Genomic DNA, 25,081 nt, shown 5'->3' with positions numbered 1-25,081 from the left:
ACGTTGAGCAAGACCCAAGAACGTGTAGGCACAGCCCCGAACGGAGTTCCTCAGCAGGGGCGCGTGGCCGGACCGGTGGCTCCGCCTCGGGTGTCGGCTCGCAGGCGGCGTCCCGGTGTCATTGCCCTGTCCCTGGCGCTGATCGCCGCCGGAGGGGCTGGTGTTGCCGTCCTGCTGCTGCAGGTTGGCAACCGCACCGAGGTGGTGACCGTCGTCCGGGACGTCCAGGTCGGCCAGGTCCTCACGGAGGACGACCTGGGCAAGGCCTCCCTCGCCTTGGACCCGGCCGTCAAGGCGGTGCGCAGCGATGACCTGGACTCGGTGGTGGGCAAGCGGGCCGCCGTGGAGCTCAAGCCGGGGTCCCTTCTCGCCCCGTCGCAGGTGACGAAGGACTCACTGGTGAAAGCCGGCGAGCAGTTGGTGCCGATCGGGCTCGAGCCCAAGCAGATCCCCGCCACCGCGCTGGTGCCGGGCCAGAAGGTACAGATGGTCCATGTCCCGGCCCAGGGTGCGACCGACACCGGCAAGACATCGGATGCCGTCCCGCAGACCATCGACGGACGGGTCGTGAAGGCATCCACCGCCGCTCCTGGCACCGGCGTCGTGGTTGTCGACGTTGCCACATCCGCTACGGACGGCCCCACAGCGGCCGCGTGGGTGGCGTCCGGCACGCTGCGCCTGGTCCTCGCTGCCCCGGACGGCAGCTGATGGCTGTCATCGCGCTGGTCGGGTGCAGTGGTGCACCCGGTGTGACGACGAGCGCGCTCGCCTTGCTGCTGTCCTGGCCTCTGGAGCCGGGCCGGCGGATGATCCTGGCCGAGTGCGACCCAGATGGCAGCGCCGTACTGCACGGACTGCTGCAGGGCACGCTCGGCGACCGGTACGGGCTGCGTAACCTTTCGGTCGCCGCCCGGCAGGGCGAACTCGGCGACGCGTTCTTTCGTCAGCTGATCGACCTGAGCAGCGAGGACGGCAAGAAGGAATCGCCGCGCGACCGGCTGCTGCTGCCGGGCATCACCGATCCTGCGCAGGCGGCGAGCCTGGGCTCGGTATGGAAAGCCCTGGGGGTCATCTTCCGCGGCATCGAGGCCGAGCACAGCCACGACGTCCTGATTGACCTCGGCCGCCGGGGTGCTTTCGGGCCGTCTGGCGTCCTGGCCGAGCAGGCCGACGCCGTGTTCGTGGTCGTGCGCAACACCCTGCGCTGTTTGCAGGCAGCCGAGGGCCGGGTGCGCGCTCTGCAGGAACGGGTCGGCGGCGTCAGCGTGCTGATGATCAACGAGGGTCCGTATCCCGCGGGCGAGGTGCAGCGCGTGCTCCAGGTGCCCGTGGTGGCCACCCTGCCGTACGCCCCGAAGGACGCCAAGGTTCTGTCCGACGGCGTGGAACAGCCGCGTCACTTCACCAAGTCGCCGCTGATGAAGGCCGCCCGGACGGCCACCACGCTGCTGGTGCAGCGGGCCGCAATGCGGCGGGCCCGCCTCGATCCGGGCGGCGTGCGTGCCGCAGGAGGCGAGGTGACCCGTGCGCGGTAGGCCTCTGCACACCGATCCCACGGTGGCTTCTCCGCCCGGCCGCCCCCAGCAGGTGTGGCCGCGCCAGGCGAACGGCACACAGGCACCGGCCGGTGCTGCCTCAAGTACGCGCGTACTCGGCGCCGCGGCTCCTCAGGTCACCGTCGACTACAAGGTCGCCCGGCATATCGCGGCCCAGGTCGCCAAGCAGCGCGAGGAGTTGCTGAAGAGCACGCCGGATATGGACCGGGCGAGCGAAGAGCAGCGCTGCCTGGACTGGATCAACGAGGCGGTCGCCCTGTGGTCGGACGCCCAGGCGATGGCGCCGCAGGAGGACGAAGCCCTGCGGCGAGGCGTCTACGACCTGCTTTTCCGTGCCGGAAGGCTCCAGCCGTACCTGGACGATGACCGGGTCGAGGACATCATCATTCAGGGCCCGAACGAGGTGTGGCTCGACTACGGCGACGGCGAACGCCGCATGGTCGGACCGATCGCCGACTCGGAAGAAGAACTCCTGGATCTGCTGCGGGAGTTGGCCCGGGGCTCCGGGCACAACGAGCGCACCATCTCCACCGCGAACCCCACCCTCGCCCTGTCCCTGCAGGACGGTTCCCGCCTGCAGGCCATCACCGGGCTCGGGCCGATGACCTACGCGGTCATCCGCCGGCACCGGGTCTCCCACGCCGACCTGGACGACCTCGTACGGCTGGGCACGATCGACCCGATCCTGCGGGAGTTCCTCGGCGCGTGTGTCCGCGCGGAGAAGAACATCATGATCGCGGGGAAGCAGAAGGCGGGGAAGACAACGCTGCTTCGGGCGATGCTCAAGGAGTTCGACCCCGAGACACGGTTTGCCACCATCCAGACCGAGGACGAGCTTTTCGCCCACGCCAACGGCTACCACCGCCAGGTCGTCTCCCTGGTCGGGCGCGAGTCGAACGGGGAGAGGGACGTCACCGGCCGCAGCGCCGGCGAGGTCACGCTCCTGGACCTGATGCACCCGGCGCTGCGCATGTCGCTGGAGCGGATCGTGGTCGGTGAGGTCCGCGGGCCCGAAGTCGTCGCCATGATGCAGGCGCTGACGAACGGCTCGGGCGGCAACCTGTGCACCATCCACGCCCGCCGCCCGGACATCATCTTCGACAGGATCGCCGAGCTGTACGCGCTCGCCCAGGACAACCTGTCCGAGCAGCTCGCCTACCGGCAGACCGCGAACGGCCTGGACTTCATCGTGTACGTCGGCATGACGGATGAGACGCAGATCGGCGGCCGCCGCCACCGCTACGTCTCTCACGTCCTGGAGCTGACCGGGATCGGCGAGTCCGGCCGCCCTGCCACCAACGAAGTCTTCTCCCCCGGGGCGGAGTTCGGCGAGCTTCGGGCGGTCCCGCGGATGGATCCGGGCTGCGTCGACGACCTGCGCCGGGTCGGGTTCGACTCCGCCCTGCTGCAGCAGCCCTACGGGGCCTGGCAGGCCCCGCTGCCGCTGAAGGTGGGGGCGCGCCGATGACCCTGTTGTGGGGACTGCTCAGCGGCATGGCCGTCGTCGGCGGGCTGATCGGTGTCGTGGCCGGGTTCGTTGGGACAACGGCGCCGCGCCGTGCTCCGTTGTGGCAGCGGTGGCGCTCACTGGGCGCGGGGAAGGACCAGAGTGAGGACGTCCGGCTGCGCCGGCGGACCCTCGCGGTCGTGGCGTTCGTGGTCTTCGCGGGCGTGTGGCTGGTTTCGGGGAACTTTGTGGGCGGCGTTCTGCTGGGTGCGGCCGTCATCGGCGTGCCCTGGCTGATCACCCCAGCACAGACTGCACAGGAGCGCATCGGCCAGCTGGAGGCCTTGAGCGAGTGGACCCAGCGGCTGGCCGGCCTGCTGCGGCTGGGCATGGGCCTGGAGCAGGCGATGATGACCAGCCGTAAGGGCGCGCCCGACGAGCTTGCCCCGCAGATCATCAACCTGTCCGACCGGCTGCGCCTGGGGTGGCGGCCGGAGGGAGCGCTCCGCGCATTCGCCGATGAACTGAGCGATGTCACCGCGGACAAGGTGGTTGCCGCGCTCATCTTGTCGGCGGGCGACCGCGGCCCGGGCCTGGCGCAGGCGTTGGAGGACCTGGCCGGAACGGTGCGCGACGAGGTCGCCCGTAAGCGCGCCATCGAGGCCGACCGGGCGAAACCGCGGACCACGGTGCGGTGGATGACCATCATCACCGTGGGCGTGGTGGTGGCCGGGTTCTTCGTGCCCAGCTACACCAAGCCGTACTCGACGCTGCTGGGACAATTGGTGCTCGCCTTCCTGACGGCGGGGTTCATCGGGGTGCTCGCCCTGATGCGGCAGCTGGGCTCCTTCCGCCGCATCCCCCGATTCTTGATCACCGATCCGTCCAGCACGGTCCGGCTGCCTGCTCCATCGACGGAGCCCGACGTCGTACCGGTCGCCGGCCGTTCGCCGGAAGGAGCCGGCTCGTGAACCTGTTCCCCGTCCTCCTGGCCGGCGGCACGGTCGGTGCAGGCCTCGCGCTGCTGGTGCGGGAACTCCTGTGCCCCCAGCCCGCGTTGGGGCCTGCCCTCGCGCGCAGCGCCCCGGCCGCCTTGACGATGCCGGAGCCGGAACTGGACCGCGAGGAAGTGTGGGGCCGGTGGCTGCTGGCCCGCCTCGAGCGGCTGCCCGGCGTGCGGATCCCCGCCACCAACTTGGCTCTCCTCGGCCAGGGGCCGGGCCAGTTCATGCTGAAGAAGGTGGCGCTCGCCGCGCTCGGCCTGCTCTGCCCGGTGATCGCGACGATCCCGTGGATCATCGCGGGCGTCTCCCTGCCGTTCTACGTGCCCGGAGCGGTCGGACTCCTCATCGCGGGGCTGCTGTTCATCACGCCCGATCTCGCGGTGCGGGACCAGGCCAAGCGGGCGCGGGAGGAATTCGCGCACGCCCTGTCCGCCTACCTGGACCTGGTCGCGCTCAAGCGAGCCGCCGACGCCGGTCCCACCGAGGCCCTGGAGAAGGCTGCCGAAGTGGGCGCCGGCTGGCCCTTCCTGTACCTGCAGGGCGCGCTGCGCCGGGCCCGGCTGGAGAAGATTCCGCCGTATCAGGCACTCACGGAGCTGGCCGCCGAGTACGACCTGCCCGTCCTGGACGACGTCGCCGACATCATGCGGGGCTCGGCCACCGACGGCGCCGCCGTCTACAAGGCCCTGCGCGCCCGTACCGCCGCTCTCAACGCCGAACTGCTGGCCGACCAGGCCGCGGAGGCCAACGCCGCCAGCGAGAAGATGACCGCCCCGGGAGCCCTGCTCGCCGTCCTGGTCATGCTTCTGATGGCGTTCCCTGCGGTCATCCGCATGCTCACCATCTAGACCGTCTCAACTCGGAAACCGCTGTAGGAGCAAGGAGTCCCGATCATGAAGCACACCGCAGCCCGTACCTACCGTGCGGTGCACTGGCTGACCACGCGTCTGCAGGAGAGCCTTCAGGAAGCCAGGCGCCGTCCGGACCGCGGAGACGTCAGCACCACCACCGTCATCATCTGGGTGGCCGCTGTCACCGGCGCCGTGATGATCGCCGGGACGATCGCCGTCGTGATCGCCAAGTACAACGGCAAGCTCAACGGGCTGTGATGTCCCGTCCGGAGCGGCTGAAGGACTGGTGGCGCGGGCGAAGATGGCGCGACGACCGCGGTGACACGTCCATACAGATGGCGATCGTCTTCCCCTTCGTGCTGCTCGCCACGGTCGCTGTCATCCAGGCCTCCATGTGGTACTACGCGAGGCAGATCGCCCTGACCGCTGCCCGCGAAGGAGCCACCGCAGCCCGCGCCTACCAGTCGAGCCCGGCCGATGGTGCGGCCCAGGCGCGGAGCGTGCTGGAGCGCACCGCGGGTGACAGCCTGCGCAGCTACAGCGTCGTGGCCAGCAGCAACGGGCAGCGTGTGCGGGTAGAGGTCTCCGGAACGGCAATGTCGATGATCCCGGGCGTTTCCGGCCTGCAGGTCACCCAGTCGGCGTCCGGGGCCGTGGAACGCTGGACGGTCCCGGGAGGGTGAACCACGTGTGCAACATGGCCCGATGGGCTCGCAGGCTTCGCAGCGATGAAGGCAGCGCCGCGATCGAGGCCGCCATCATCCTCCCATCTTTGATCATGTTCTTGTGTCTGGCGATAGCCGGCGGCCGCCTCGTCACCTCCGGAGCGAAGATCGACTCTGCGGCTGAGGACGCGGCCAGGGAAGCCTCCATTCACCGCACCGCCGCCTCCGCCCAGGGCGCCGCGCAGGCGGCGGCCGCCGACGCCCTGAACGACCAGGGCATCACGTGCGCGTCGGCTTCCGTCAGGATCGACACCGGTGGCCTGAGCGTGCCGGTGGGCCAGGTCGGCACGGTCACCGCAACCGTGACCTGCACGGTCAACCTCTCCGACCTCTTGCTGCCGGGCGTTCCCGGGGCGCGGACCCTCACGTCAACGGCGACCTCGGTGGTGGACCAGTACCGGCAGCGGAGCGACTGATGATCTTCCGGCACATGAGGCAGAGCCACACACGGTGGGATGACCGCGGAGGCGTCACCGTGTTCGTCGCCGTATGCGTCATCGCACTGATCGGCATCATCGGCGTCGCCGTCGACGGCGGCAGCAAAATGCGCGCGGTCGAACGAGCCGACTACATCGCCGGCGAGGCAGCCCGGGCCGGCGGACAGGCCATCGACCCCGCTGAGGCCATCAGCGGCAATGCGATCGTCGTGGATCCGCAGAACGCGCAGGCCGCCGCTCAGGCGTACCTGCGCTCCGTCGGCGCCACCGGCACGGTCAGCGTGTCCGGCGACGGCAAGACCCTCACCGTGAACATCACCAGCACCTACGACACGAAGTTCCTGTCGGTGGTCGGAATCGGCTCGCTGTCGGTGACCGGCCAGGGCAAGGCCACCCTCCTGCATGGCATCACCGCTCCCGAAGGAAACTGATGCGCACCACCCACTCCCCCACCGCAGCGGCTGCCCGCACCCTGGCCCGTCTTCTCAAGGCCGGCTTGAGCCTGCTCGTTCTGGTCGCCGCGGTCGTGGGGCTGCCGTTGCTGCTGGCCTGGGTCACTCCGGTCATCTGGGCTTCCACCCACGACGACCTCACGCACCTGCTGGACCGACAGGACACGGGCGCGGCGTTTTTGCTGTTGCTCGCCTGCGTGGGCTGGATCGGGTGGCTGCAGTTCAGTTTCTGTGCGGTACGCGAGCTGATCGCGCAGGTGCGGGGCCGGAGCTGGCACGCACCGCGCGGGATGGGCGCCTCGCAGCGCGCTGCGGCGCTACTGATCGGCAGCATCCTGGTGCTGGTTCCCACGAGTTCGGCCCTGGCCTTTGATGCTCAGGCCGCACCGGCTACTGCGGCGCCCGTCATCCCCGGCCAGACGGTCCAGGCCTCGCAAGGAGGCGAGACCGATCAACCCTCGCCGTCCTCCACGGCGCGCACACCCGCGTCCGGTACGTCGTACACGGTGCGCGAGGCGCGGCCGGCCGAGAGCCTGTGGGGCATCGCCGAGCGGGAGTTGGGCGACGGCGAGCGGTGGCGGGAGATCGCGAGCCTGAACGAGGGCCGTGTCATGCCCGACGGGCAGGTCTTCCACGCGAACAGCTTTCTGCAGCCCGGCTGGCAGCTTCAGATGCCCGACGCCGCTGCGGCGGGAGGCGTCCGCACGCAGTTGGGGGACGGTCCTGCCACTTCTGCTGGCCAGAGCGAGCACGCCGTCACGGTCCACTCGGGCGACTACCTGTCGAAGATCGCACAGGAGGAGCTCGGCGACGGCACCAAGTGGCCCGAATTATTCGAGGCCAGCGAGGGCAAGCCGCAGCCGCACGGCCTGCCCGAGATCACCGATCCGGATGTCATCTACCCAGGACAGCAGATCACCGTGCCCGGCGCGCAGGCCGACCAGCAGACGCCGCCGCGCGAGAGCAGTAACAGGGATGCGGGGGACAACCAGGAGAGCACTCCCCCGGCTACTCAGGCGCCGGACAGCGAGCAGACACCGGGCGATGACACAGGCTCTGGACAGGCACCCGCGCCAGGCCAGAGCACCGCGCCCGCACCACAGTCGTCGGCTCCCCGTCCCCCGAGCAGCCGGCCCGCCGAGCAGCCCGGCCAGGAGCACTCTCCTTCCGCAACGGCCTCAGTGACGCCGCAGCCCAGCAGCGGCGCCTCGTCCTCTTCCTCCTTGCCGTCGGCGTCGGGTGAGCAGCCTGGTGCCGCTGGCTCCTCCCCCACCGCCGCGGCGTCCGAGACGCCGGCGTCGGCTCCGGCCGACGGTCCGCTGGTGCTGCGCACGGTGCTGGGCGCCGGTGCGCTGCTGGCCGCCGCCATCACCGGTGCTCTCGCCCTGCGAAGGGCGCTGCAGCGCCGCCGCCGCAAGCCGGGCGAGAAGATCGCCATCGCGTCGGAGACGTCCCCGGCGGAGGCGAAGTTGGCTGCCGCCGCCGAACCGGGCGGCGCCGCTCGCCTGGACACGGTACTGAGGACCATGGCCCACCATGTGGCCCAGCAGGAGGGTCCTGCGGTCCTGCCGCAGCTGCGGGCCGCACGGATCGGCGCTCGCACAGTGGAGGTGCTGCCCGAGGACCTTGCCCAGACGCCGCAGGCACCCTTCGTCTCCGGGAAGGGCGGCTGGTGGGTCCTGGACTCCGATGCTGTCGTCCTGGGCGATGAGGCCGCCCGCGAAGTGCCGGCGCCGTATCCGGGACTGGTCTCGGTCGGCAGCACCGAAGCGGGCGACCTTCTGCTGCTCAATCTCGCCCGGGTGTCCGCCGTTTTGCTGGACGGCAATCCGGTGCACATCACCGAGGTGTGCACCTCGCTCGCCCTGGAGCTCGGGATGAGCCCGTGGGCGAGCGAAGTCGAGGTCGTGACGGTCGGGTTCGGCGAGGACCTGCCGCAGCTGCTGCCCACCGCGCGGATCGCCCACATGCGCCACGCCACGCACGCGCTGCGCGATCTGAGCGAGCGGCTGCTTGAGGCCCACCAGATGCCCGAGACCAGTCACCAGCCCTACCTGGTGCTGTGCGCATCGTCGCTGGACCCCGACGCGGCCTGGGAGTTCGCCGACGTCATCGACAAGGCGGGGACGGTTCCCGTGACCCTCATCGCCCCGGCGAGCACGGCGGCCGCACACTTCCCCGAGGCGGAGATCCTCAACGCCTCGCTCAGCACACCGCAGCAACTCGACTCCGTCGGCTCAGAGATCACGGTGCAGCGCCTGGAGCACGCCTCGTATCTGCAGATCACCACCGCGCTGAGGGTGTCCGCGCAGTCGGCCCATCCGGCTGAGGGTCCGTGGAAGGACGTCCCAGAAGAGCCCGACCACGTGGCCCAGGCCGAGCAGACCGGACCGCAGGAGACTGCCGTGCCTGCGCCCCGCCCGGGCACGAGCCCCTCGGTGACGCCGGCAGCAGATGTGAGCGTCGAGGTCTTCCCAGCCCTGCTCGCCGCCACCATCGACCCGACCGGACTGCGCCTCCTGCGGCTGCCGGCAACCTCACCGGTGCCTCAGGCCGAGGAGGACCAAGCTCCGGGCACCGGCACTCCGGCGCCCCAGGGCGCACAGGAATCGGAGCCCCAGGAAAAGGAAGCGGACGCCGCGGATGCCCCTGCGGCGGGCACGGGGGCGGTGGAGAGCGCGGCTCAAGACCTGCACGCGCCGGAGATCCGGGTTCTGGGCCCGGTCGAGGTGACGGGAGTGGACAGCACCGGCCACGGCCCGCGCATGGCCCAGCTCGCCGCGCTGTTGTATTTCCGGCCCGGGCGGAGCGCGGACACCGTGTGCTCCGACATGGATCCCATCAGTCCGTGGGGACTGAGCACCCTCAACGCCCGGATGCAGGGCCTGCGCCGTTCCCTGGGCAGCGATCCCGCCGGCAACCCCTACGTTCCACGGCGCAAGTCCGGCGAGGACCCCTACCGGCTCTCCCCCGGCGTGCGGTGCGACTGGAGCCGCTTCCTTCATCTCGTCGAACGCGCGCTGCCGCTGGGCCCGGCCGGCCTGCCCGATCTGGAAAACGCGCTCACCTTGGTCCGCGGCAAGCCGTTCGGGGGAACGCCACTGCCCTGGGCCGAGCCCTACCAGCAGGAGATGATCACGCGGATCATCGACGTGGCGCACACCGTGGCCACCTACCGGACCCCCGCAGGCCCGCACCACGATCTCAGCGCCGCCCGCCAGGCCGTCGCGACCGGCCTCGACGTCGACGACACCGCTGAGCTCTTGTACCGGGACTGGTGCCGCCTCGAGTACGCGGCCGGAAACCGGCAGGGACTGCACACCGCCATCACCCGCGTCCAGCAGGTCAACCAGGCGCTGGACTGCTCGCTGGAGACGGAGACCGAACAGCTCATCAACGAACTCCTCAACACCACCGGCCAAGGACCGCGGCGGAACCGGTGAACACCATGACGACAGCCCGGCAGCCCGCCAAACCGGCCGACAGGAAGACTCCCACACCACCCGCCACGTCCCGTGCCGCGCCCGCAGCCGGCCCTCAGCCAGCCCGGCAGGACCCGCCCTGCACAATGCGCCGCACACACGCCGTGCTGATCGCCCTCACCGGCATCGGCACCGTCGTCATCGCCGGAATCGGCTTCGCGGGTTCCTACGCGGCGGTACGCGAGCTGGCCCTCCAGAAGGGCTTCGGCAACTTCGCTCACGTCTTCCCAATCGGCATCGACGCGGGCATCTGCGTCCTGCTGGCCCTGGACCTCCTGCTGACCTGGATCCGCATCCCCTTCCCCCTGCTCCGCCAGACGGCATGGCTGCTCACCGCGGCGACCATCGCGTTCAACGGCGCGGCGGCCTGGCCGGACCCGCTCGGCGTAGGCATGCACTCGGTGATCCCGATCCTCTTCGTCGTCTCGGTCGAGGCGGCCCGCCACGCGGTCGGCCGGATCGCCGACATCACCGCCGACAAGCACATGGAAGGCGTCCGCCTCACCCGCTGGATCCTCTCCCCCGTGCCGACCTTCCTCCTCTGGCGCCGTATGAAGCTCTGGGAGCTGCGCTCCTACGAGCAGGTCATCAAGCTGGAGCAGGAACGTCTCGTCTACCAGGCCCGCCTGCGCTCCCGCTTCGGCCGGGCCTGGCGCCGCAAGGCCCCGGTGGAGTCCCTGATGCCGCTCCGCCTCGCGCGCTACGGCGTCCCCCTGGGGGAAACCGCCCCGGCGGGCCTGGCGGCGGCGGGCATCCAGCCCATCCCACCACACCCGGCACATCCCCAGTCCCCGCCGGCTTCGCCTGCCCCTGCACCGCAACCGGCTCCCGCCCCTGCGGCAGTCACGAACGAGCGGGCGACAACCCGCCCCCACCCCCACACCCTCGGCCACACGGCTCCCGCCCGCACAGCACCAACCACACCCCCTCCCCGTACGGACACCTCTGCCAGCACGGATCCGGCAGACCACACGCCCCGCTCCAACGACACCACCTCACCCCACAACCAGGCCCCCGCTTCCGCCGCTCTGTCCCGCAGCCGCCCCCGCCCGCCCGAAGCCCGCGAGAAATACCGGTCAGGTATGTCGGCAGGTCAATCCTTTGCCACCAACCCAAAACCGCGCCATCAACGCGGAGAAGTACGCAAAAGCCCAGCCGGTGAAGACGAGACTCATCAGCATGAGAAAACAAAAACGCCCCTGCCTGATAAGAGGGAAGCAACACCAGCTTCCTCCCGGCCGGACCTCCAGCCGTCCGGTCACACACCGGATGAACACCCTCAGCACCGCCGCCGAGCCGACCGGACGCAGGGCAAAGACAGCCAACTCACCTCAGCCGACCGCTACTACCTCGCCTGGCACGCCTTCCTGCAACACCACGGCCGCGAACCCACACCCCAGGAACTCTCCACAGCCCTCGCCGCCAACAACGTCCTCGACACCACCCGCCAACCCGTCAAGCCCAAGACCCTCGCCCGCTACTACCTTCAATTCCGCATCTACACCGCATGGGCCCGCTACCGCACCACGACAGAAAACCCCGACCTCAACACCCTCACCGAGCAACTCACCCGCAAAGGCATCACCGCCCAGTACAACAAGCCCCTCCACCCCACCCACATCCACAAATATCTCCCGCACTTCCAACGCCGCTACAGCACGCTCCAACGGCAATCCGGCCTCCACCAGGCCTGATGAGATTCGGGCTCATCGCAGAAGAGGGTGCAGCCGGGACTGCCGGTTTTCCGAGGCTTAAGCTCCGTCCGGTGGAGATGTTCTGGATCATCACGGCAGCGGCCCTGTGGGGCGCCGGCACAGGCGTGCTCATACCGCGCGCCGCGTACCGGCTTTCCGTGCCCCCCGATGAGCCGTGGCGGACAGCGTGTCCTGCCGGACACCCCTTCGTCGGTGCCGGCAACGGATGGCTCGGGCGGGCCCGCTGCACCGACGGGGATGCGTACGGTCCGCGCACCCTCACCATCGCCGTCGTCGTCGCCATGGTCTGCGCGGCGTTGGCGGCCGCCGTCGGAGCCCGCCCCGAGCTGGTGGTCTGGCTGCTGCTCACCCCCGTTAGCGTGCTACTCGCCGCCGTCGACTTTGCGGCACACCGGCTGCCCGACGTGCTCACGTTGCCGCTCGCCGCGGCGGCGCTTGTGCTGCTCGGTGGTGCCTCGTTGCTCCCCGATGCCGAAGGGAGCTGGACGCCCGCGCTGCTCGGTTCCCTCCTTCTGGGAGCCTGCTTCTTGGTGCTCTTCCTCATCAGCAAGGGCTTCGGGTTCGGTGATGTGAAACTCGCCCTCGTGCTGGGCGCTGTCCTGGGCTGGTACGGCTGGCCCCTCCTCCTGATCGGGACTTTTGCCGGGTACCTGCTCGGCGCCCTGTACGGCATCGCCCTCATGCTCGCAGGCCGCGGTGGCCCGGCGACCAGGATCCCGTTCGGCCCGTTCCTGCTCGCCGGGGCATTCGCCGGCGTGATCCTGGGCTCGTACACCCAGTGAACCGGGCGTGAGCTGCGAGAACCTTCAACAGCCCCGATGGTGCTCGTCGGAATGTACCCATCCCTTGCTCTGAGCAGTTCCTGACGGCCGCTCCGCCTGAACATCGCACGAGGCCTTGCACCGGCAGATCGGCACCCGTGTACCGGTCTTGGACATGAGCAATCTGCCAGCGCCCGTGCGGCTCAACGCCGTCCTGCACGAGCTGCTGACCTCCTGTGACAACCCTGCAGGGACGGGCACGACGAAGGCCCCCGTCGCCGAGGGCCCGTCTACCACCGCTCACACGGAGAAGGAATCGCGACCATCGAGCCCCATGGGGCAAGCCCACAGGTCACCTCCGCTCGCGCGCAGAGCGCCTTATGAGCCCCAGATGTGAGCATCCCCCGGAATCCGCCCCTCGCCGACGCTACTGGTGCAGTGGGTCCCGCAGCATCGTGGCGAAGACCGGTGAGTCGGCGAATGGCTGCTGGGCGCCGATGTCCCGGTAGCCCCAGGATTCGTAGACCGCCTTCAGCCTGCCATTGGAGCGGGTGGGGTCGACGAGGAGGGTGGCTCGCTCCTCGGTGCGTTCGGCGAGCAGGGTTTCGTGCAGGAGGCGGGAGGTCCCCGCGCCCGCTGTGCCTCGGAACGCCTCGCGGACCAGGACCTCTTGGACAGCGAAGGTGCGGCTGCCTGTCTCGTGGGTGAAGTCGTCCGGCTGAGGCTCTCGCATTGAGGACCACCACAGCGATCCGCGCACGAGGGGTGAGCCGAAGATGTAGCCCGCTGGCTCGTCGTCCTGGTAGGCGATGATGACCTCCCAGCCGTCCCGGGACGTGTAGCTGGTTAGGCGCTCGTCGAATCGGTCCACGGCGTTGAAGGGGTCGTCCATCAGCCCGAATTGTGTGCGGACCTCCACGTGGATGTCGAGGATGAGCTGCCGGTGCTTGTCCACGTCGTCGGTGCGCAGGAGGTGCAGGGAGCCGGTGTCCGTCATGCGACCGCCGTTCGGTAGTAGGCCCGCCAGCCGCGGGCCTCGGGGTTTCGGGGGGCGAGGGTGGTGACCTGTTCGGTGAAGCGGTCCAGGAGACCGCGGACGCGGGCGTGCCGCATCATCCCGGCGGGGATGCAGTGCGCAGTGGCTACGGCCTGTTCGATGTCGTGTTGACCAAGCTGGGCAACGGCGAGGTTGGCGCGGAGGAGCGCCTTGTTCCGCTGGAGGTCCGGCCGCACGTACGCGAGGCTGCGGTGTGCGTGCTTCTCAGCCTCGGGCCAACGGGTGAGGCGCATGCTCGTGACCATGGCGAGGTGGTCGTGTTCGGCCTGGTCGTAGTAGTGAATCCAGGCCGGGCGGTGCTTGTTCGGGTCTGAGCGGTCGAGTGCCTTTTGGGCCAGGTCCAGGTAGCGCATGGCGCTCCTGACGTCGCCGAGTTCGGCCTGCGTGAGCGCTATGCGGGACATCGCGAGCGACGCGAACAGGGGGTCGCGCCGTGTGATGGAGGAGGCCCGCGCTTTCTCGGCTGCGGCCAGGGCGTCGGCAGGGCGGTCCAGGTTCCGGAACAGGACGCTCGCGTGACTCCATACGCGGAACTCGGTGGCGGGGTCTCCGGACAGGCCGGCGAGGCGGATGGTTCTGTCGAGGTGGTACTCCGCCAACTCGAAGCGTTCGCCGTCGATGGCTGCCCACATGGCGCTGTTGGAGAAGGCCGCGGCGACTGTGTACAGCTCGGAGCGGATGCGCGCTGAGGAGGTGTTCGCCTGCTGGAGGCTGATCACGTTGTCGGTGATGTCCTGGGCGCGCTTCTCCAACTCTGGGGTGCCGCCGTGCATGCTCTCTGCGGTGGTCCAGGCGACGAGTTCAGCCCGTAGCACCTCGACGTCATTGGAGTTGAGGCGGTGACGGCGGGGACCTGATGGCGTTGCCGTGGAGACACCGGCGGCGGTGGCCGCGGCTAGGAAGGTGCGGCGGTACAAGTCGTCGTCCTCGGATGCTGGGGAGAGGTTTGATGTCTTTCTCCCCCGGGATGCGAAGCCTAACTCTGTGGCTGGGAGACCCGTCAGCCTCTCCAGCGCAGTCCGCAGCAGAGCGTTGGGGGATCGGTGCTCTCCCTTGAGCAGCTTCCAGACGTGTCTTTCGTTGACTGTGCCGGGGTGGCCCGTCAGCTTCTCGATCTCTGTGTTGACCTGGGACGTCAGCTCCTTGACAACCAAGCCGTGCGCCGCCATCCATGATGCGAGCGCCTCGTTCCGTGTCCCCGACATGACGCAACGTTAGAGCGGCTCATCGAAGCGACGGGTAAAAGGATAGTCAAAACGGCAGGGTGCTTGCAGGCAACTTTCGGGTGTGACGGCAGCGACAGCGGCGGTGGTGCGGCTGTTTTCTGGATGCCCAGGACGAGCACGACCGTGGACCAGGGAGTCCCCCATGCCCCACCCCAGAGATTTAGAACCCGCCGTTCGTGTCGAGGTGCGCACGCCCGTGGAGGCCGGGGCCGGTGTGCTCGTGCACTCCGGCATCGACCGTGCCTTCGCGTCCTTCACCTGGCTTCTGGCTGCGGCTCAGGACAGGGCTGAGGCCAAGGCAGCGTGGACGAAACGAAACGGGATCGCGCTCCTGTGCTGTGGCGGCGTCTTCGGTGCGATCCGCATCGAAGCCAACCTGATCCACGCGGCGGCCGGCGCCAAGGACAGCGCGGAGGTCAACGTCTTCCTCGCGGCGGCGTTGCGTGGCGCTCCGGTCTTCCAGGACCAGCACGCTCACCGGTACTACGTCCTCGTGCCGAGGAGCACCGGGGAGCGCCAGGAGTGGAGGAGCGGCCGCCTCGCCCCGAAGGCTGAGTTCCTCGGGATCAACAGCGTTATCGGTGTTCCGCGACCAGACGCGACCGGGCCTGAAGAGCGCTCCTACTGGTGCGTGCCGCCCGAGGGGCCCGGCCTCCTCGCTGTCCCGGACATGGTCTCCCAGCTCGTCTCGATCGGCAGGCTGCGGCAGGTGGAGACGCAGCAGGCAGCCGACGGTTCCGAAGGCGCCACGCCGACGGCCTTCCGGGCATAGACCGGCGCCGGCCGTGCTCTCCCCTCGTACGGCACGGTCGGCGCCTTCCACCACCCCAACCCGCCATCGTGAGAGAGACATGTCCCGACCCCCTTCCCTCAGTTACAAGGGCCTTCCCGTCCCCTACATCGCCGCATGGAGCAACGAGCGCCTGCCGGAGCCGGCCGTTGTCCAGGCCGCCGACGGCATCGCATTCGAAGACGCTGTGGGCGCCAACGGACACGCTCAGGGCCGTGGCACGGCCGGGGTGCTGTGGAAGCGCTGGGCGCTGCGTCAGGGAGACGGGGCCGCGCTTTTTGACGTGGCGCATGCGCCCCGGCAGAAGCGCGCGATGCGGAAGCTGCTGTGTCAGGTGTGCGGAGGACCGTCGGACGAGAACGAGCAGGGCCGGCTGTGGCTGTTGGAGGACTACAGGGGCGTGGACGGCTGGCCCGAGCGGGAGGTCACGGTGCATCCGCCGTTGTGTCTCACGTGCGTGCCGTTGGCCGCGCGGCTGTGCCCGCATCTGCGGGACAGGGTCGTCGCGGTCCGGGCCCGCCGCGTCTTTCTCGACGGCGTATACGGCACGGTCTATGCCAGCAGTCGTGGGCCTTTCCCCGTCCCGGTCGGGAAGGAGGTCGTGTTCCCTGACGACTGGCGCAGGAAGTGGACGGTTGGCGCGCAGCTGGCCGCCACCCTCATGGACGTCACGGTCTTCGACCTGGACGAGCTGGGGATGGGCCCGGTTGCCCGAGAGGCGGCGAGCGCATGATGCCGCCCGGCGGTACGCCCGTCGTCTTAGAGGTTTCTGAGCACTCCCCCTTGCGGGGCACGCTGTTACCGGCTGGCGGGCTCTTGGCGCTCGCCTCCGGTCCGTCGCTGGCGGCCGGAACGACACGGGTCGTGCAGGCCGCGCCGGACGTGCTGGGCGAGTGGGTCCGGTTCGGCGGGGCATTGATCGTGACGGTCTGGCTCGCCGGGGTGGTCATCACCAGAACGTCACACGGCTCCCGCTGGCCGAAGCTGCTCGGGTTCGGCGTCGGCGGTGCGGTCTTCCTCTACACGACGACGCCGGCCTCGACCGCGCTCGCCCAGCACCTGGGTGACGCCGTGTACGGATGCGCCTTGGCGTGGCTGGCCGTCGAGGTGTGCCGCTCGCAAGGGGTTCGGCTGCGCCCAGGCTTTCCCGTCTCGGACACTGAGCAGCGGCGCCGGACGTGGATGGTCACCTCACTGTCGTATCTGATCTGCGTGGTCTCGGGCTTCCTGACCGCGCAGATCACGGCTGGCCTGCGGGCCCTCGGGGTCGACGACGCTCTCGTCGTGGGGCTGGAGCAGCGCTCCAGCATCGGTGTGGTGACGGTCGCGGACGGCGTTCTCGCGTTCGTCACGACGGTCGTCATCGAGGACGTCGTGATCGTGGCGGCGGTCGTCACCCTGCTCGCCGCTGGTCGCCGCCCGGCGTGGCAGATCTACGGCGTGGTCTGCCTCGTTGAGATCGCTCTCCACTCCTACATGGGCGCGGTCGCCCTCACGATCGCCTTGTACGCCGCGGGCCGCGTCTGGCTGTACCGGCGGTACGGGGGTGTCGTTCCTGTGGTGATCGGGCACTTCGTGTTCGACCTCACCGTCCTCGCCAACTGGCTGGCCGAAGCCCCCGTTCCACACATGCTGGCCGGGGGCCTCGCCGTCGCAGCGGTCTGCGGAGCCGCTCAGTTGCGGACGCCGCGCAGGGGAGGCGAGAGGTGATCCGGCGCATGGAGTCGAGGTGGGTCTTCGGCGACTGCCGGCTCGGGTGCCAGAGCACCGGCGTGCTGGTGACCTGGCTCGGCCCGGTGCAGTGGGACGGACAACACGCCCCGTTCATGACGTGCGGGCCGTGCCTCAGCCGCCTCCGGGCCCAGGCCGAGCAGTACTTCATCAAGCGGCAGCCAGCCGCCGCGTAGACGGCCGGCTGTCTTCGTCGCTGTCCCCTCCGGCAACGAAAGCCGGGACCCCACCAATACATCCGATAAGGACGGGTTTTCTTGAGCTCCATCCCACAGGCCCCGACGTCGGAGCCAGCGCGATGGCCGGCGACCGACGAGGTCATCACCGACGCTCTGCGCGGGCGGATCCTCCACGGTGCCTACGCCATCACAAGGCCGCTGCCCGACACGGCACGGCTTGCAGCCGAGTTCGGCCTGCCCAAGGAGGTGATCGCCACGGCGCTGCGGGCGCTCGCCAACGAGGGCACGGTGTGCGATGTGCCCGGTCAGGGGATGTTCGTCGCCCGGCTGCCCCGTCTTGAGTCTGCTGAGGCTGCAGCCGAGCGGGTGGAGACGATCCTGCGGACGCGGCTGGAGCACGGCGTGTACCCCGTCAGTACCTGGTTCCCGGCCCAGGCGAGGCTCCTCGACGAGTTCGGCGTGACCCTGTACGTCCTGCTCAACGTGATCGCCAAGCTCGTGGATGGCGGGCTCCTCAGCACAGTCACCTCCCGCGGCCGGATCGTCCTGGACCCGCAGGGCCCCAGACCCCGGCCTAAGGACACGAGGAGGCCGCCAAGGCGGAGCCGGAGCGGTACGTCCGCCGCGCGATCGAAGAGGGCGCGTATCCCCTGCACTCACAGATTCCGTCGCGGCAGAGCCTCGGGGAGAAGTACGGGCTGACCGCCTACCAGGCGGGGTTGGCCCTGAAGCCCCTCGTGAGCCACCTGGAAGAGGAACCAGTGGACGAGTACGACGACGCCGCCGCGGAGGTGGCCCGGAACTGGAGCGAGCCCCAGCCGGTCTCCGGGACCGAGCCGGGAACGGGAGGGTCGACGGCGCCGCTGGTGCCGTATCTCGGGGTGACGTGGACGCTCGACGGCCGGGACCCGCGCACGCCCGCCGAGGCCCGTCACCGGGTCGCCGAGGGGTGCCGCCTGTGGCGCGTCCCGATGCTGGTCGCCGACGACCTCACGCTGATCGTGTCCGAACTCGCGACCAACGCGGTGACGCACACGAAGAGTTCCGAGATCGAGGTGAGCCTCTACCTCACCGGCGAGCAGGTATCCGTGGCCGTGACCGACCAGAGCGCCTACCGGACGCTGTCGGCCCGCCAGGCCGGAGCGGACGCGGAGGGCGGCCGGGGGCTGGTGCTGGTCGAGGCCCTGGCGACCCGGTGGGAGAGCTTCCCCACCGCCTGCGGCACCGCCGTGCGGGCCCACATCGCCCTCCCCCCAGAACACCGCACAGCCCCCCACACCTTCGAGGACACTTTCGATGCACGCCACTGACGACACGCTCGCGCTCTCTGCCGTGCATGCGGCGGGACCGGCCCGCATGCAGGGCGCATACCTGCGCTGGACCTGGCCCGTGGGCCCCGGGACGGAAGATCTGGTGCGCACCGTCACGGAGGCGTTCACCCACTGGGGTTTCACGCCGTCTGTCGCCGACCTCCTCGGTGATCTCGCGTGGGAGTTCGCCGGGAGCTTCCGGAGCAGTCCCTACGTGAAGGTCGCCGTCGGATGGACCGATCACCAGGCGATGGTCAGCGTGCGCAGTGCCGAGAGCCTCACGAGCGCCGAGCCTGCGATGAGCCTCCAGCCCCGTCCCTCGACCTGGGGCGTATGCGGATATGTAGGCGGCACGGACGCGTTCGCCGTCGTCCGACTCGCGCGGCGGATTCCCCGGATCGACTGACCCAGAGCTTCCCGCCCCCGCCTGGGCGGGCAGGCGGGACCCGCCGGGCCATAGCCCGAGGGCCCCGCAGCACCACCCGTGCGGGCAGCCGGCCCGCACCACCACAAGGAAGAAGGAAAAGCCCATGGAAGCCAAGTCGCAGGCCGCCGCCAGGACCTCGACCACGCAGACGCCCGAGAACCTCGCCACCGAAGAGGTGGTCATCGCGGTCGACGTCGACGACGAGGAGTAGTCCTCACCACTAGTTCTCACCTGGGCGCCCTTCCCCGGCCGACGGTGGCCGGAGAAGGGTGCCCGCCCTTTCGAGGAGGTTTCAGCAGTGATCCATGTATTTGCCGGGCCGACCCTGTCCCGGCCTGAGCCGTTACTGACAGCGCCCCAGGTACGGTCCCGGCCGCCGGTGCGGCACGGCGACCTGTTCCCCGAGTCGGTCCCCGACGGCGACACGGCGGTGATCATCGACGGGCTGTACCACCAGGCCCCCGCGCTGCGGCACAAGGAAATCGTGGCGGCGATGGCCCGCGGGGTCCGGGTGATCGGGGCGGCGAGCATCGGCGCCCTGCGGGCGGCCGAACTCGCGCCGTACGGGATGCGCGGCATCGGCACCATCTACCGCGGGTACGCCGTCGGCGCCCTCTGCGGGGATGACGAGGTGGCGGTGGGGCAGGCCCCGGACGGCCGGGAGGAGTCACTGACGTGGCCGCTGGTCAACCTCAGGTACGTCCTGAAGACGGCTGCCGCGCGCGGCATCGTCGGCCCGGAGCGGGCGGTCCGGCTCCTGGCGGCACTGCGGGAGGTCTACTACCCGCAGCGCACCCGGGCCGCGGTGCGGGCCGTGTCCCGCAACTGCGGCGAGGAGCAGTTCGACCGGTGGCTGACCGAACGCCGCCGGCGCAACCCGCACTTCGGTGACCTCAAGCGGGCCGAGGCACTCAGCGCGGTCCGGGCCGCCCTGCGCAGCCCGCACCGCGGGGCCCCTGCCGAGGAGCCGCAGGTATGGCGGACGGTGCACTTCCAGCGCTGGTCAAACACCTTCGCCCGCTCACGGGTTGACGGGCTGGACCTGGCCACCGAGGACCGGCTGATCTATCAACAGGCGTTCGCCCCGGAGTTCACGCGGACGTGGACGGCCTACCTCGAACACCGCTCGCTGCGTCCCCAGCACGGGCCGGGACTGCCGCTCGGCGCCCGGCTGCAGCAGGTCACCGGCCAGGGCGGGTCTCTCGCCGCGCATCAGGTGTTCCACCCGGCCATCGACCTACGCGACGAGGAGACCGTGGCCCTGCTGCTGGCCGAGGAGACACCCGAGGACCGCCAGGCGGTCGCCCGGTACGCCGAGGCCCTGAACCGGGTGCGCCGCAGTGTGGCGGGGTTCTCGACCGCGGCCGTGTGCGACGACCTCACCGGCCGCACGCTCCGGCAGATCTGGCGGTGCCCGGCCGGTGATTTCGACACCGTCGCGTCCGCGCGGGGACTGGTCAGCGGGGCCCGCGCCGTCGAGGCGGCGAAGCGGCTGATGCCCGGATTCATGGACGAGCGGACGGAGGCGGCCCGTTGAGGCGCGAGGACGACATGGTGGTCCTGCCGGGCACCCTGCGGGCCCGGGGGCCCGAGGAGACATGGCAGGCCCTGGCCCCCTATCTGCCGGGGTTCGGGATCACCCGCGTGGCCCGGCTGACCGGCCTGGACTGCATCGGAGTGCCGGTGTGGACGGCGATCCGGCCCGGCTCCCTGACCCTGGCCACCTCCCAGGGCAAAGGCCTGACCGACGGCCTGGCGCGGCTGTCGGCGGTCATGGAGGCCATCGAGCTGTGGCACGTGGAGCAGCCCCTGCCCATCGCCGCGGCTGGCCCGGCCGCGGAAGTCGCCCCCGACTGCCCCGTCGCCGACCTGCCGCTGACCGTCCCCCACAGCGCGGATGTACTCGCCCGCATCGCGTGGGAGTGGACGCCCGGCACCCACCTGATCAGCGGCGAGCCGGCCGTGGTGCCGGTCGATCTGGTCCGCCGCCGCGCCCAGCGGCCCGAGTGGGCCCCTGATCTGCTGCGGGCGACCAGCACCGGCCTGGCGTGCGGCAGCACCCGCGACGAGGCGCTGTTGCACGCGCTGTACGAGGTCGTCGAGCGCGACGTGCTGTACCGGGACGGGTGGAGCGGCGGGCGGAACCGGATACTGATCGCCCCGCACACCGTCACCGACCCCGATGCCCGGGAGGTGATCAACCGGCTCCTCGACGCAGGGATGGGTCTGGAACTCTTCCTCGTCGACGGGCCGTACGGGCTGCCGGTGTGCGTGGCCTACCTGTGGTCGGAGGACCACCCGCAGGTGTTCGCCGGCGGCGGCTGCCACGCCGGCCCCGGCATCGCGGCCACCCGCGCCCTGACCGAGGCCGCCCAGTCCCGCGCGGCCGTCATCGCCGGCACCCGCGACGACCTGCCCAGCGACAGCCCCGATTTCGGCAGCCTGCCGCACCGGCCGGCCACAGCACGCTCGGCGATGCCGTGGCCGCAGGCGACAGCCCACTTCCCGTCGCCCCTAGGCGGGTTCACCGGCCACATCGGGGAGGTGGCCGAGCGGATCGAGATCGTGACCGGACACGACCCGGTGGTCCTGGACCTGTCCGCGCCGGGCCTGCCCGTCCACACGGTGCAGGCCGTCTGTCCCGGCACCCGCTCACGGATCAGGAGGGCGATGCCCCGATGACACACCCCACCACTCACCAGCCCGCGCCCCTGCCGCCCGCCAGCCCGGCGGACCACTTCGACGCGTTCCACGCCGCGCGGGCCCGCACCGATCTCGTCGCCCGCCTGTACGAGGCGGCGATGGGCGAGGACTACCCGCACGAGGTCAACGCCTCCAGCTCGTGTGACTGGCCGCTGCTCGGGCTGATGACGACCCGGCTGCGGATGCGTCCCGGGCAGAGGCTCGTGGACGCGGGATGCGGCACCGGCGGGATCGGGCTGTGGCTGGCCCGCGCCCTGAACGCCCGTCTGGAGGGCATCGACATCTCACCCGTCGCCCTCGCCCGCGCGACCAGGCGCCGCAGCCGGTTCGTGCCCGCCGACCGCGCCGCCTTCCACGTCGCCTCAATCGACGCAACCGGCCTGCCCGACCGTCATGCCCACGGCATCGTCTGCGTCGACGCCCTCAGCTTCACCCAGGACCGCGGCGAGGCGGTCCGCGAGCTGGGCCGCATCCTCGCGCCCGGCGGCCGCCTCACCCTCACCCGGTCCCTGCGCCCGGGCGCCGAACCCGTGTGGGAGGAGCAGGCCCATGCGGCCGGCCTCACCGTGGAGCACGTCGACGAACGCCTTGGCGAGCCGGCCATGTGGGAGCGGCTCTACCGGCTGTGGCTCGCGCACGCCGACGACCTGCACCGCGAACTCGGCGACCAGGCGCGGTTCATGCTCCACGAGGCGCGCCGGATGCTGCCCGCCCTGAACGGCCGCCGCGCGGTACTGCTGACCCTGCGACGCCCCCCGACGCCACACGTAGAGGACGAGGAGGCCGATAGGATGCCCGAGCCCGGCCGCCTGGCGGAGGGCACTGTGACCAGCGAGAGGACCCCGCAGTGAGCCAGCGCAAGCACAGCCGCGCGGCGGTGTTCTCGGCCGGGTCCTGGGGCACGGCCGTCGCCAAAATCATGGCGGACGCCGGCAGCCGGGTCACCGTGCACGCCCGCCGCCCCGAGATCGCCGATGCGATCAACACCGCCCACCGCAACCCGGCCTACTTCCCCGAGACCGAGCTTCCCGCTCTGCTCACGGCCACGACCGAGCCGGCGGCAGCCCTGGACGGCGCGGACTTCCTGGTCCTGTCCATTCCCGCGCAGGCTCTGCGCGAGAACCTGACCGCGTGGGCGCCGCTCATCGCAGCGGACACCGTGGTCGTGTCGCTGATGAAGGGCATCGAGACCGCAAGCGGCAAGCGCGCCAGTCAGATCATCGCCGAGGTGACCGGCATCGGCGCGGAGCGGATCGCGGTGCTGTCCGGGCCGAACCTGGCAGGCGAGATCATGCAAGGCCAGCCGGCAGCCGCCACCGTCGCCTGCCCGGACGCTACCGTCGCCCGACGCGTCCAGACAGCCTGCCTCACCCCCTACTTCCGGCCCTACACCAGCACCGACGTCGTCGGCTGCGAGATGGGCGGCGCGGTCAAGAACGTCATCGCGCTCGCCGTGGGCATCGCGGCCGGCATGGGTATGGGCCACAACGCCACCGCCATGCTCATCACCCGCGGACTGGCGGAGACCACCCGCCTGGCCGTGGCCATGGGTGCCAGCCCGGTCACCCTCGCGGGACTGGCCGGACTCGGCGACCTCGTGGCCACGTGTTCCTCACCGCGTTCACGCAACCGCACCTTCGGCACCCACCTGGGCCAGGGCATGAGCGTCGAGGAGGCCACAGCCGCCACCCGGCAGACCACCGAAGGCGTCAAGTCCGCAGGGGCCGTCCTCGAACTCGCCCGCGCCCACGGCGTCGAGATGCCGATCACGGACATCGTCTCTGCACTCCTGCACGAGAAGGTCACGCTCGATGAGGCCGCCGCCGCACTCATGCAGCGGCCCCCCAAGCCCGAGCACTGACCCCCGGGCGCCCCTCGCGCGGCGCCCCTCACCACGTCACCCTCCCCATCACGGAGGCCCCTTTCCCATGCACGCGTCTGTGCTGTCCGCTGTCCAACTCGCCGTCACCGCCGGCCTCGTGGGCTGGATGCTCACCGGGTTCACTCACCTGCCCGGCAGGTGGCTGCGCTGGAGAATGTTCTGCCGCGCCCGCTTCACGATCATCACCCTCGACGGCACCAGGAACGGCCGCACCGAACCGGTGAACCCCTACCGCTACCTCTCCCCGGGCAGCTTCCTCCTCAGCCCCGAGCGGCTCCAGGCGATCATCACTCACCTGACCCGCCCCGGCGGTTACGACCGCATCGACGGCCGCGGCCGAGTCCTCTGCGCGCAGGGCGAGCAGCCGATCGAGGTGATTGACAGTGTGGTTCGTTGACGCCCTCGCCTCCGGGTTCCAGCACCCCACCGATCCCGGACGGCTCCACCTGTTCCGCATCCTCTACGGCACCGTCTGCACCCTGCGGTTCGCCCTCTCCTTCGGCCAGGGCGGATGGGACCGGTTCACCCCCGGCTCACTCAGCACCCACACCGCCGAGCAGCGTTACGGCCCCGTGCGGGCCCGGTGCCTGACCGGCGCCTACCGGCCCGTGCTGATCGCCCGCACGATGGCGGCCGCCGCCCTCGCGGCGGGTCTGGCGCCCCGGGCGGCGCTCGTGATGGTCCTGGCCGGTGCCGCGATGGAGCTGTGCTACCTCAAGAGCCCCAACGCCGTGCGCTACACCCTGCTCACCGGCGGCTGCCTCCTCGTCGCCGGCGACCTCGGCCGCGGACCGGGGATCGAGCACGGCTCCAGCACGGCCAACACCTGGGCACTGTGTCTCCTCGTGCTGATCACCACCGACGTCTACTGGAACAGCGCCTGGCACAAACTCACCTCCCCACAGTTCCGCACCGGCCTCTACCTGGCCCAATGGGTCCACACCTACACCCAGGTCAAAGACCGGCTTCCCTACCGGAGCCAGCACGCCATCCCCGCCCCCGTCCGCCGCCACACGGGCAACCTCAACAGTCGTGACGTCCGGATGTGGCGCCTGGTCGCCGCGACCGTCATCACCGCGGAAATCGCCCTGCCACCCGCCCTGCTCATCGAACAGACCATGCCCTACGCCATCGCCGCCGGCATCACGATGCACATCGCCTTCACCTGCCTCAAACCCCGCCAGCTCATCACCTTCTCCGGCCTCACCACAGGCAGCTACACCGCGTTCGCCGCCTGAGCGCTCGCCGACAGACGCAGTCGCGCCCCGCCAGACCCCTCACGGGAAACCGGCGGGGCACGACTGCATCCGGGCCCCAGCCGGCTTCGGCCGCTCATAGACAGCCCC

27 protein-coding genes are annotated in these 25,081 nt (G+C 70.4%); 25 read left to right on the top strand and 2 right to left on the bottom strand.

The window, feature by feature from the left end; genetic code table 11:
* The first annotated feature begins 90 nt into the window (after window positions 1-90).
* From ACFU5F_RS22980 to ACFU5F_RS22925, 12 genes are all read left to right on the top strand, one after another.
* Window positions 91-708: an SAF domain-containing protein gene (locus ACFU5F_RS22980; protein WP_383890269.1), complete on the top strand. Its 618-nt coding sequence runs from the start codon at window positions 91-93 to the stop codon at window positions 706-708.
* On the top strand, window positions 708-1,535 hold the full coding sequence (locus ACFU5F_RS22975) for a hypothetical protein (RefSeq protein WP_383890267.1): 828 nt from the start codon (window positions 708-710) through the stop codon (window positions 1,533-1,535). The genes ACFU5F_RS22980 and ACFU5F_RS22975 overlap by 1 nt, the downstream gene beginning before the upstream one ends.
* The gene (locus ACFU5F_RS22970; protein ID WP_383890264.1) at window positions 1,525-3,024 is read left to right on the top strand and encodes a CpaF family protein; all 1,500 of its coding nucleotides are present in this window, start codon (window positions 1,525-1,527) and stop codon (window positions 3,022-3,024) included. Before ACFU5F_RS22975 ends, ACFU5F_RS22970 begins: the two co-directional genes overlap by 11 nt.
* Entirely contained in the window at window positions 3,021-3,974 is a 954-nt protein-coding gene (locus ACFU5F_RS22965; protein ID WP_383890261.1) for a type II secretion system F family protein, read from the top strand. Before ACFU5F_RS22970 ends, ACFU5F_RS22965 begins: the two co-directional genes overlap by 4 nt.
* Entirely contained in the window at window positions 3,971-4,855 is an 885-nt protein-coding gene (locus tag ACFU5F_RS22960; RefSeq protein ID WP_383890259.1) for a type II secretion system F family protein, read from the top strand. Before ACFU5F_RS22965 ends, ACFU5F_RS22960 begins: the two co-directional genes overlap by 4 nt.
* A gap of 45 nt (window positions 4,856-4,900) precedes the next feature.
* Window positions 4,901-5,116 carry a hypothetical protein gene (locus tag ACFU5F_RS22955; protein ID WP_059082776.1) on the top strand — a complete coding sequence of 72 codons (216 nt, stop codon included), beginning with the start codon at window positions 4,901-4,903 and terminating at the stop codon, window positions 5,114-5,116.
* The gene (locus tag ACFU5F_RS22950; RefSeq protein ID WP_383890255.1) at window positions 5,116-5,541 is read left to right on the top strand and encodes a TadE/TadG family type IV pilus assembly protein; all 426 of its coding nucleotides are present in this window, start codon (window positions 5,116-5,118) and stop codon (window positions 5,539-5,541) included. Before ACFU5F_RS22955 ends, ACFU5F_RS22950 begins: the two co-directional genes overlap by 1 nt.
* Window positions 5,542-5,555: 14 nt before the next feature.
* Complete coding sequence (locus ACFU5F_RS22945) at window positions 5,556-5,999, top strand: TadE/TadG family type IV pilus assembly protein (RefSeq protein WP_059082774.1); 444 nt, start codon at window positions 5,556-5,558, stop codon at window positions 5,997-5,999.
* A complete protein-coding gene (locus ACFU5F_RS22940; protein ID WP_383890251.1) occupies window positions 5,999-6,451 on the top strand; it encodes a TadE/TadG family type IV pilus assembly protein in 453 nt (150 codons plus the stop codon). Before ACFU5F_RS22945 ends, ACFU5F_RS22940 begins: the two co-directional genes overlap by 1 nt.
* Entirely contained in the window at window positions 6,451-9,915 is a 3,465-nt protein-coding gene (locus ACFU5F_RS22935) for a LysM peptidoglycan-binding domain-containing protein (protein ID WP_383890248.1), read from the top strand. Before ACFU5F_RS22940 ends, ACFU5F_RS22935 begins: the two co-directional genes overlap by 1 nt.
* 125 nt (window positions 9,916-10,040) lie before the next feature.
* Window positions 10,041-11,648, top strand: coding sequence for a DUF2637 domain-containing protein (locus ACFU5F_RS22930; RefSeq protein WP_383890246.1), 1,608 nt, complete (start codon window positions 10,041-10,043; stop codon window positions 11,646-11,648).
* A 77-nt stretch (window positions 11,649-11,725) separates the two neighbouring features.
* Window positions 11,726-12,451 (top strand): prepilin peptidase, encoded by a 726-nt coding sequence (locus tag ACFU5F_RS22925; RefSeq protein ID WP_383890314.1) that lies wholly within the window; start codon window positions 11,726-11,728, stop codon window positions 12,449-12,451.
* A 406-nt stretch (window positions 12,452-12,857) separates the two neighbouring features.
* On the opposite strand, the gene ACFU5F_RS22920 is transcribed toward ACFU5F_RS22925, so the two are convergent.
* Window positions 12,858-13,427 carry an N-acetyltransferase gene (locus ACFU5F_RS22920; protein WP_383890243.1) on the bottom strand — a complete coding sequence of 190 codons (570 nt, stop codon included), beginning with the start codon at window positions 13,425-13,427 and terminating at the stop codon, window positions 12,858-12,860.
* The gene (locus ACFU5F_RS22915; protein ID WP_383890240.1) at window positions 13,424-14,692 is read right to left on the bottom strand and encodes a Tat pathway signal protein; all 1,269 of its coding nucleotides are present in this window, start codon (window positions 14,690-14,692) and stop codon (window positions 13,424-13,426) included. The genes ACFU5F_RS22920 and ACFU5F_RS22915 overlap by 4 nt, the downstream gene beginning before the upstream one ends.
* Window positions 14,693-14,855: 163 nt before the next feature.
* Here ACFU5F_RS22915 and ACFU5F_RS22910 point away from each other — a divergent pair, with 163 nt between their 5' ends.
* The 13 genes from ACFU5F_RS22910 to ACFU5F_RS22850 all read left to right on the top strand — a co-directional run bounded on the left by ACFU5F_RS22910 (window position 14,856) and on the right by ACFU5F_RS22850 (window position 24,973).
* Window positions 14,856-15,485, top strand: a complete 630-nt coding sequence (locus ACFU5F_RS22910) for a hypothetical protein (protein WP_383890238.1) — start codon at window positions 14,856-14,858, stop codon at window positions 15,483-15,485.
* A 79-nt stretch (window positions 15,486-15,564) separates the two neighbouring features.
* Window positions 15,565-16,236 (top strand): hypothetical protein, encoded by a 672-nt coding sequence (locus tag ACFU5F_RS22905; RefSeq protein WP_383890235.1) that lies wholly within the window; start codon window positions 15,565-15,567, stop codon window positions 16,234-16,236.
* Between the two features lie 131 nt (window positions 16,237-16,367).
* Window positions 16,368-17,213 carry a hypothetical protein gene (locus ACFU5F_RS22900; RefSeq protein ID WP_383890232.1) on the top strand — a complete coding sequence of 282 codons (846 nt, stop codon included), beginning with the start codon at window positions 16,368-16,370 and terminating at the stop codon, window positions 17,211-17,213.
* A gap of 8 nt (window positions 17,214-17,221) precedes the next feature.
* On the top strand, window positions 17,222-17,410 hold the full coding sequence (locus ACFU5F_RS22895; protein WP_383890229.1) for a hypothetical protein: 189 nt from the start codon (window positions 17,222-17,224) through the stop codon (window positions 17,408-17,410).
* 81 nt (window positions 17,411-17,491) lie between these two features.
* Window positions 17,492-18,115: a GntR family transcriptional regulator gene (locus ACFU5F_RS22890; protein WP_383890226.1), complete on the top strand. Its 624-nt coding sequence runs from the start codon at window positions 17,492-17,494 to the stop codon at window positions 18,113-18,115.
* Window positions 18,116-18,150: 35 nt separating this feature from the next.
* A complete protein-coding gene (locus ACFU5F_RS22885; RefSeq protein WP_383890223.1) occupies window positions 18,151-18,723 on the top strand; it encodes an ATP-binding protein in 573 nt (190 codons plus the stop codon).
* Window positions 18,710-19,129 carry a hypothetical protein gene (locus ACFU5F_RS22880; RefSeq protein ID WP_383890221.1) on the top strand — a complete coding sequence of 140 codons (420 nt, stop codon included), beginning with the start codon at window positions 18,710-18,712 and terminating at the stop codon, window positions 19,127-19,129. The genes ACFU5F_RS22885 and ACFU5F_RS22880 overlap by 14 nt, the downstream gene beginning before the upstream one ends.
* A 319-nt stretch (window positions 19,130-19,448) precedes the next feature.
* Window positions 19,449-20,687, top strand: a complete 1,239-nt coding sequence (locus ACFU5F_RS22875) for a TfuA-like protein (protein ID WP_383890219.1) — start codon at window positions 19,449-19,451, stop codon at window positions 20,685-20,687.
* The gene (locus tag ACFU5F_RS22870) at window positions 20,684-21,832 is read left to right on the top strand and encodes a YcaO-like family protein (protein WP_383890217.1); all 1,149 of its coding nucleotides are present in this window, start codon (window positions 20,684-20,686) and stop codon (window positions 21,830-21,832) included. The genes ACFU5F_RS22875 and ACFU5F_RS22870 overlap by 4 nt, the downstream gene beginning before the upstream one ends.
* Complete coding sequence (locus ACFU5F_RS22865) at window positions 21,829-22,704, top strand: class I SAM-dependent methyltransferase (protein ID WP_383890214.1); 876 nt, start codon at window positions 21,829-21,831, stop codon at window positions 22,702-22,704. The genes ACFU5F_RS22870 and ACFU5F_RS22865 overlap by 4 nt, the downstream gene beginning before the upstream one ends.
* Complete coding sequence (locus ACFU5F_RS22860) at window positions 22,701-23,714, top strand: NAD(P)H-dependent glycerol-3-phosphate dehydrogenase (protein WP_383890211.1); 1,014 nt, start codon at window positions 22,701-22,703, stop codon at window positions 23,712-23,714. Before ACFU5F_RS22865 ends, ACFU5F_RS22860 begins: the two co-directional genes overlap by 4 nt.
* 67 nt (window positions 23,715-23,781) lie before the next feature.
* Window positions 23,782-24,132 (top strand): hypothetical protein, encoded by a 351-nt coding sequence (locus ACFU5F_RS22855; protein WP_383890208.1) that lies wholly within the window; start codon window positions 23,782-23,784, stop codon window positions 24,130-24,132.
* Window positions 24,119-24,973, top strand: coding sequence for a hypothetical protein (locus ACFU5F_RS22850; RefSeq protein WP_383890205.1), 855 nt, complete (start codon window positions 24,119-24,121; stop codon window positions 24,971-24,973). Before ACFU5F_RS22855 ends, ACFU5F_RS22850 begins: the two co-directional genes overlap by 14 nt.
* Window positions 24,974-25,081 lie beyond the last annotated feature (108 nt).

Source organism: Streptomyces sp. NPDC057438 (assembly GCF_042802995.1).
Lineage (GTDB): Bacteria > Actinomycetota > Actinomycetes > Streptomycetales > Streptomycetaceae > Streptomyces.
Note: the sequence above shows the minus strand (reverse complement) of the source record. Positions and strands in the feature narration are given on the sequence as shown.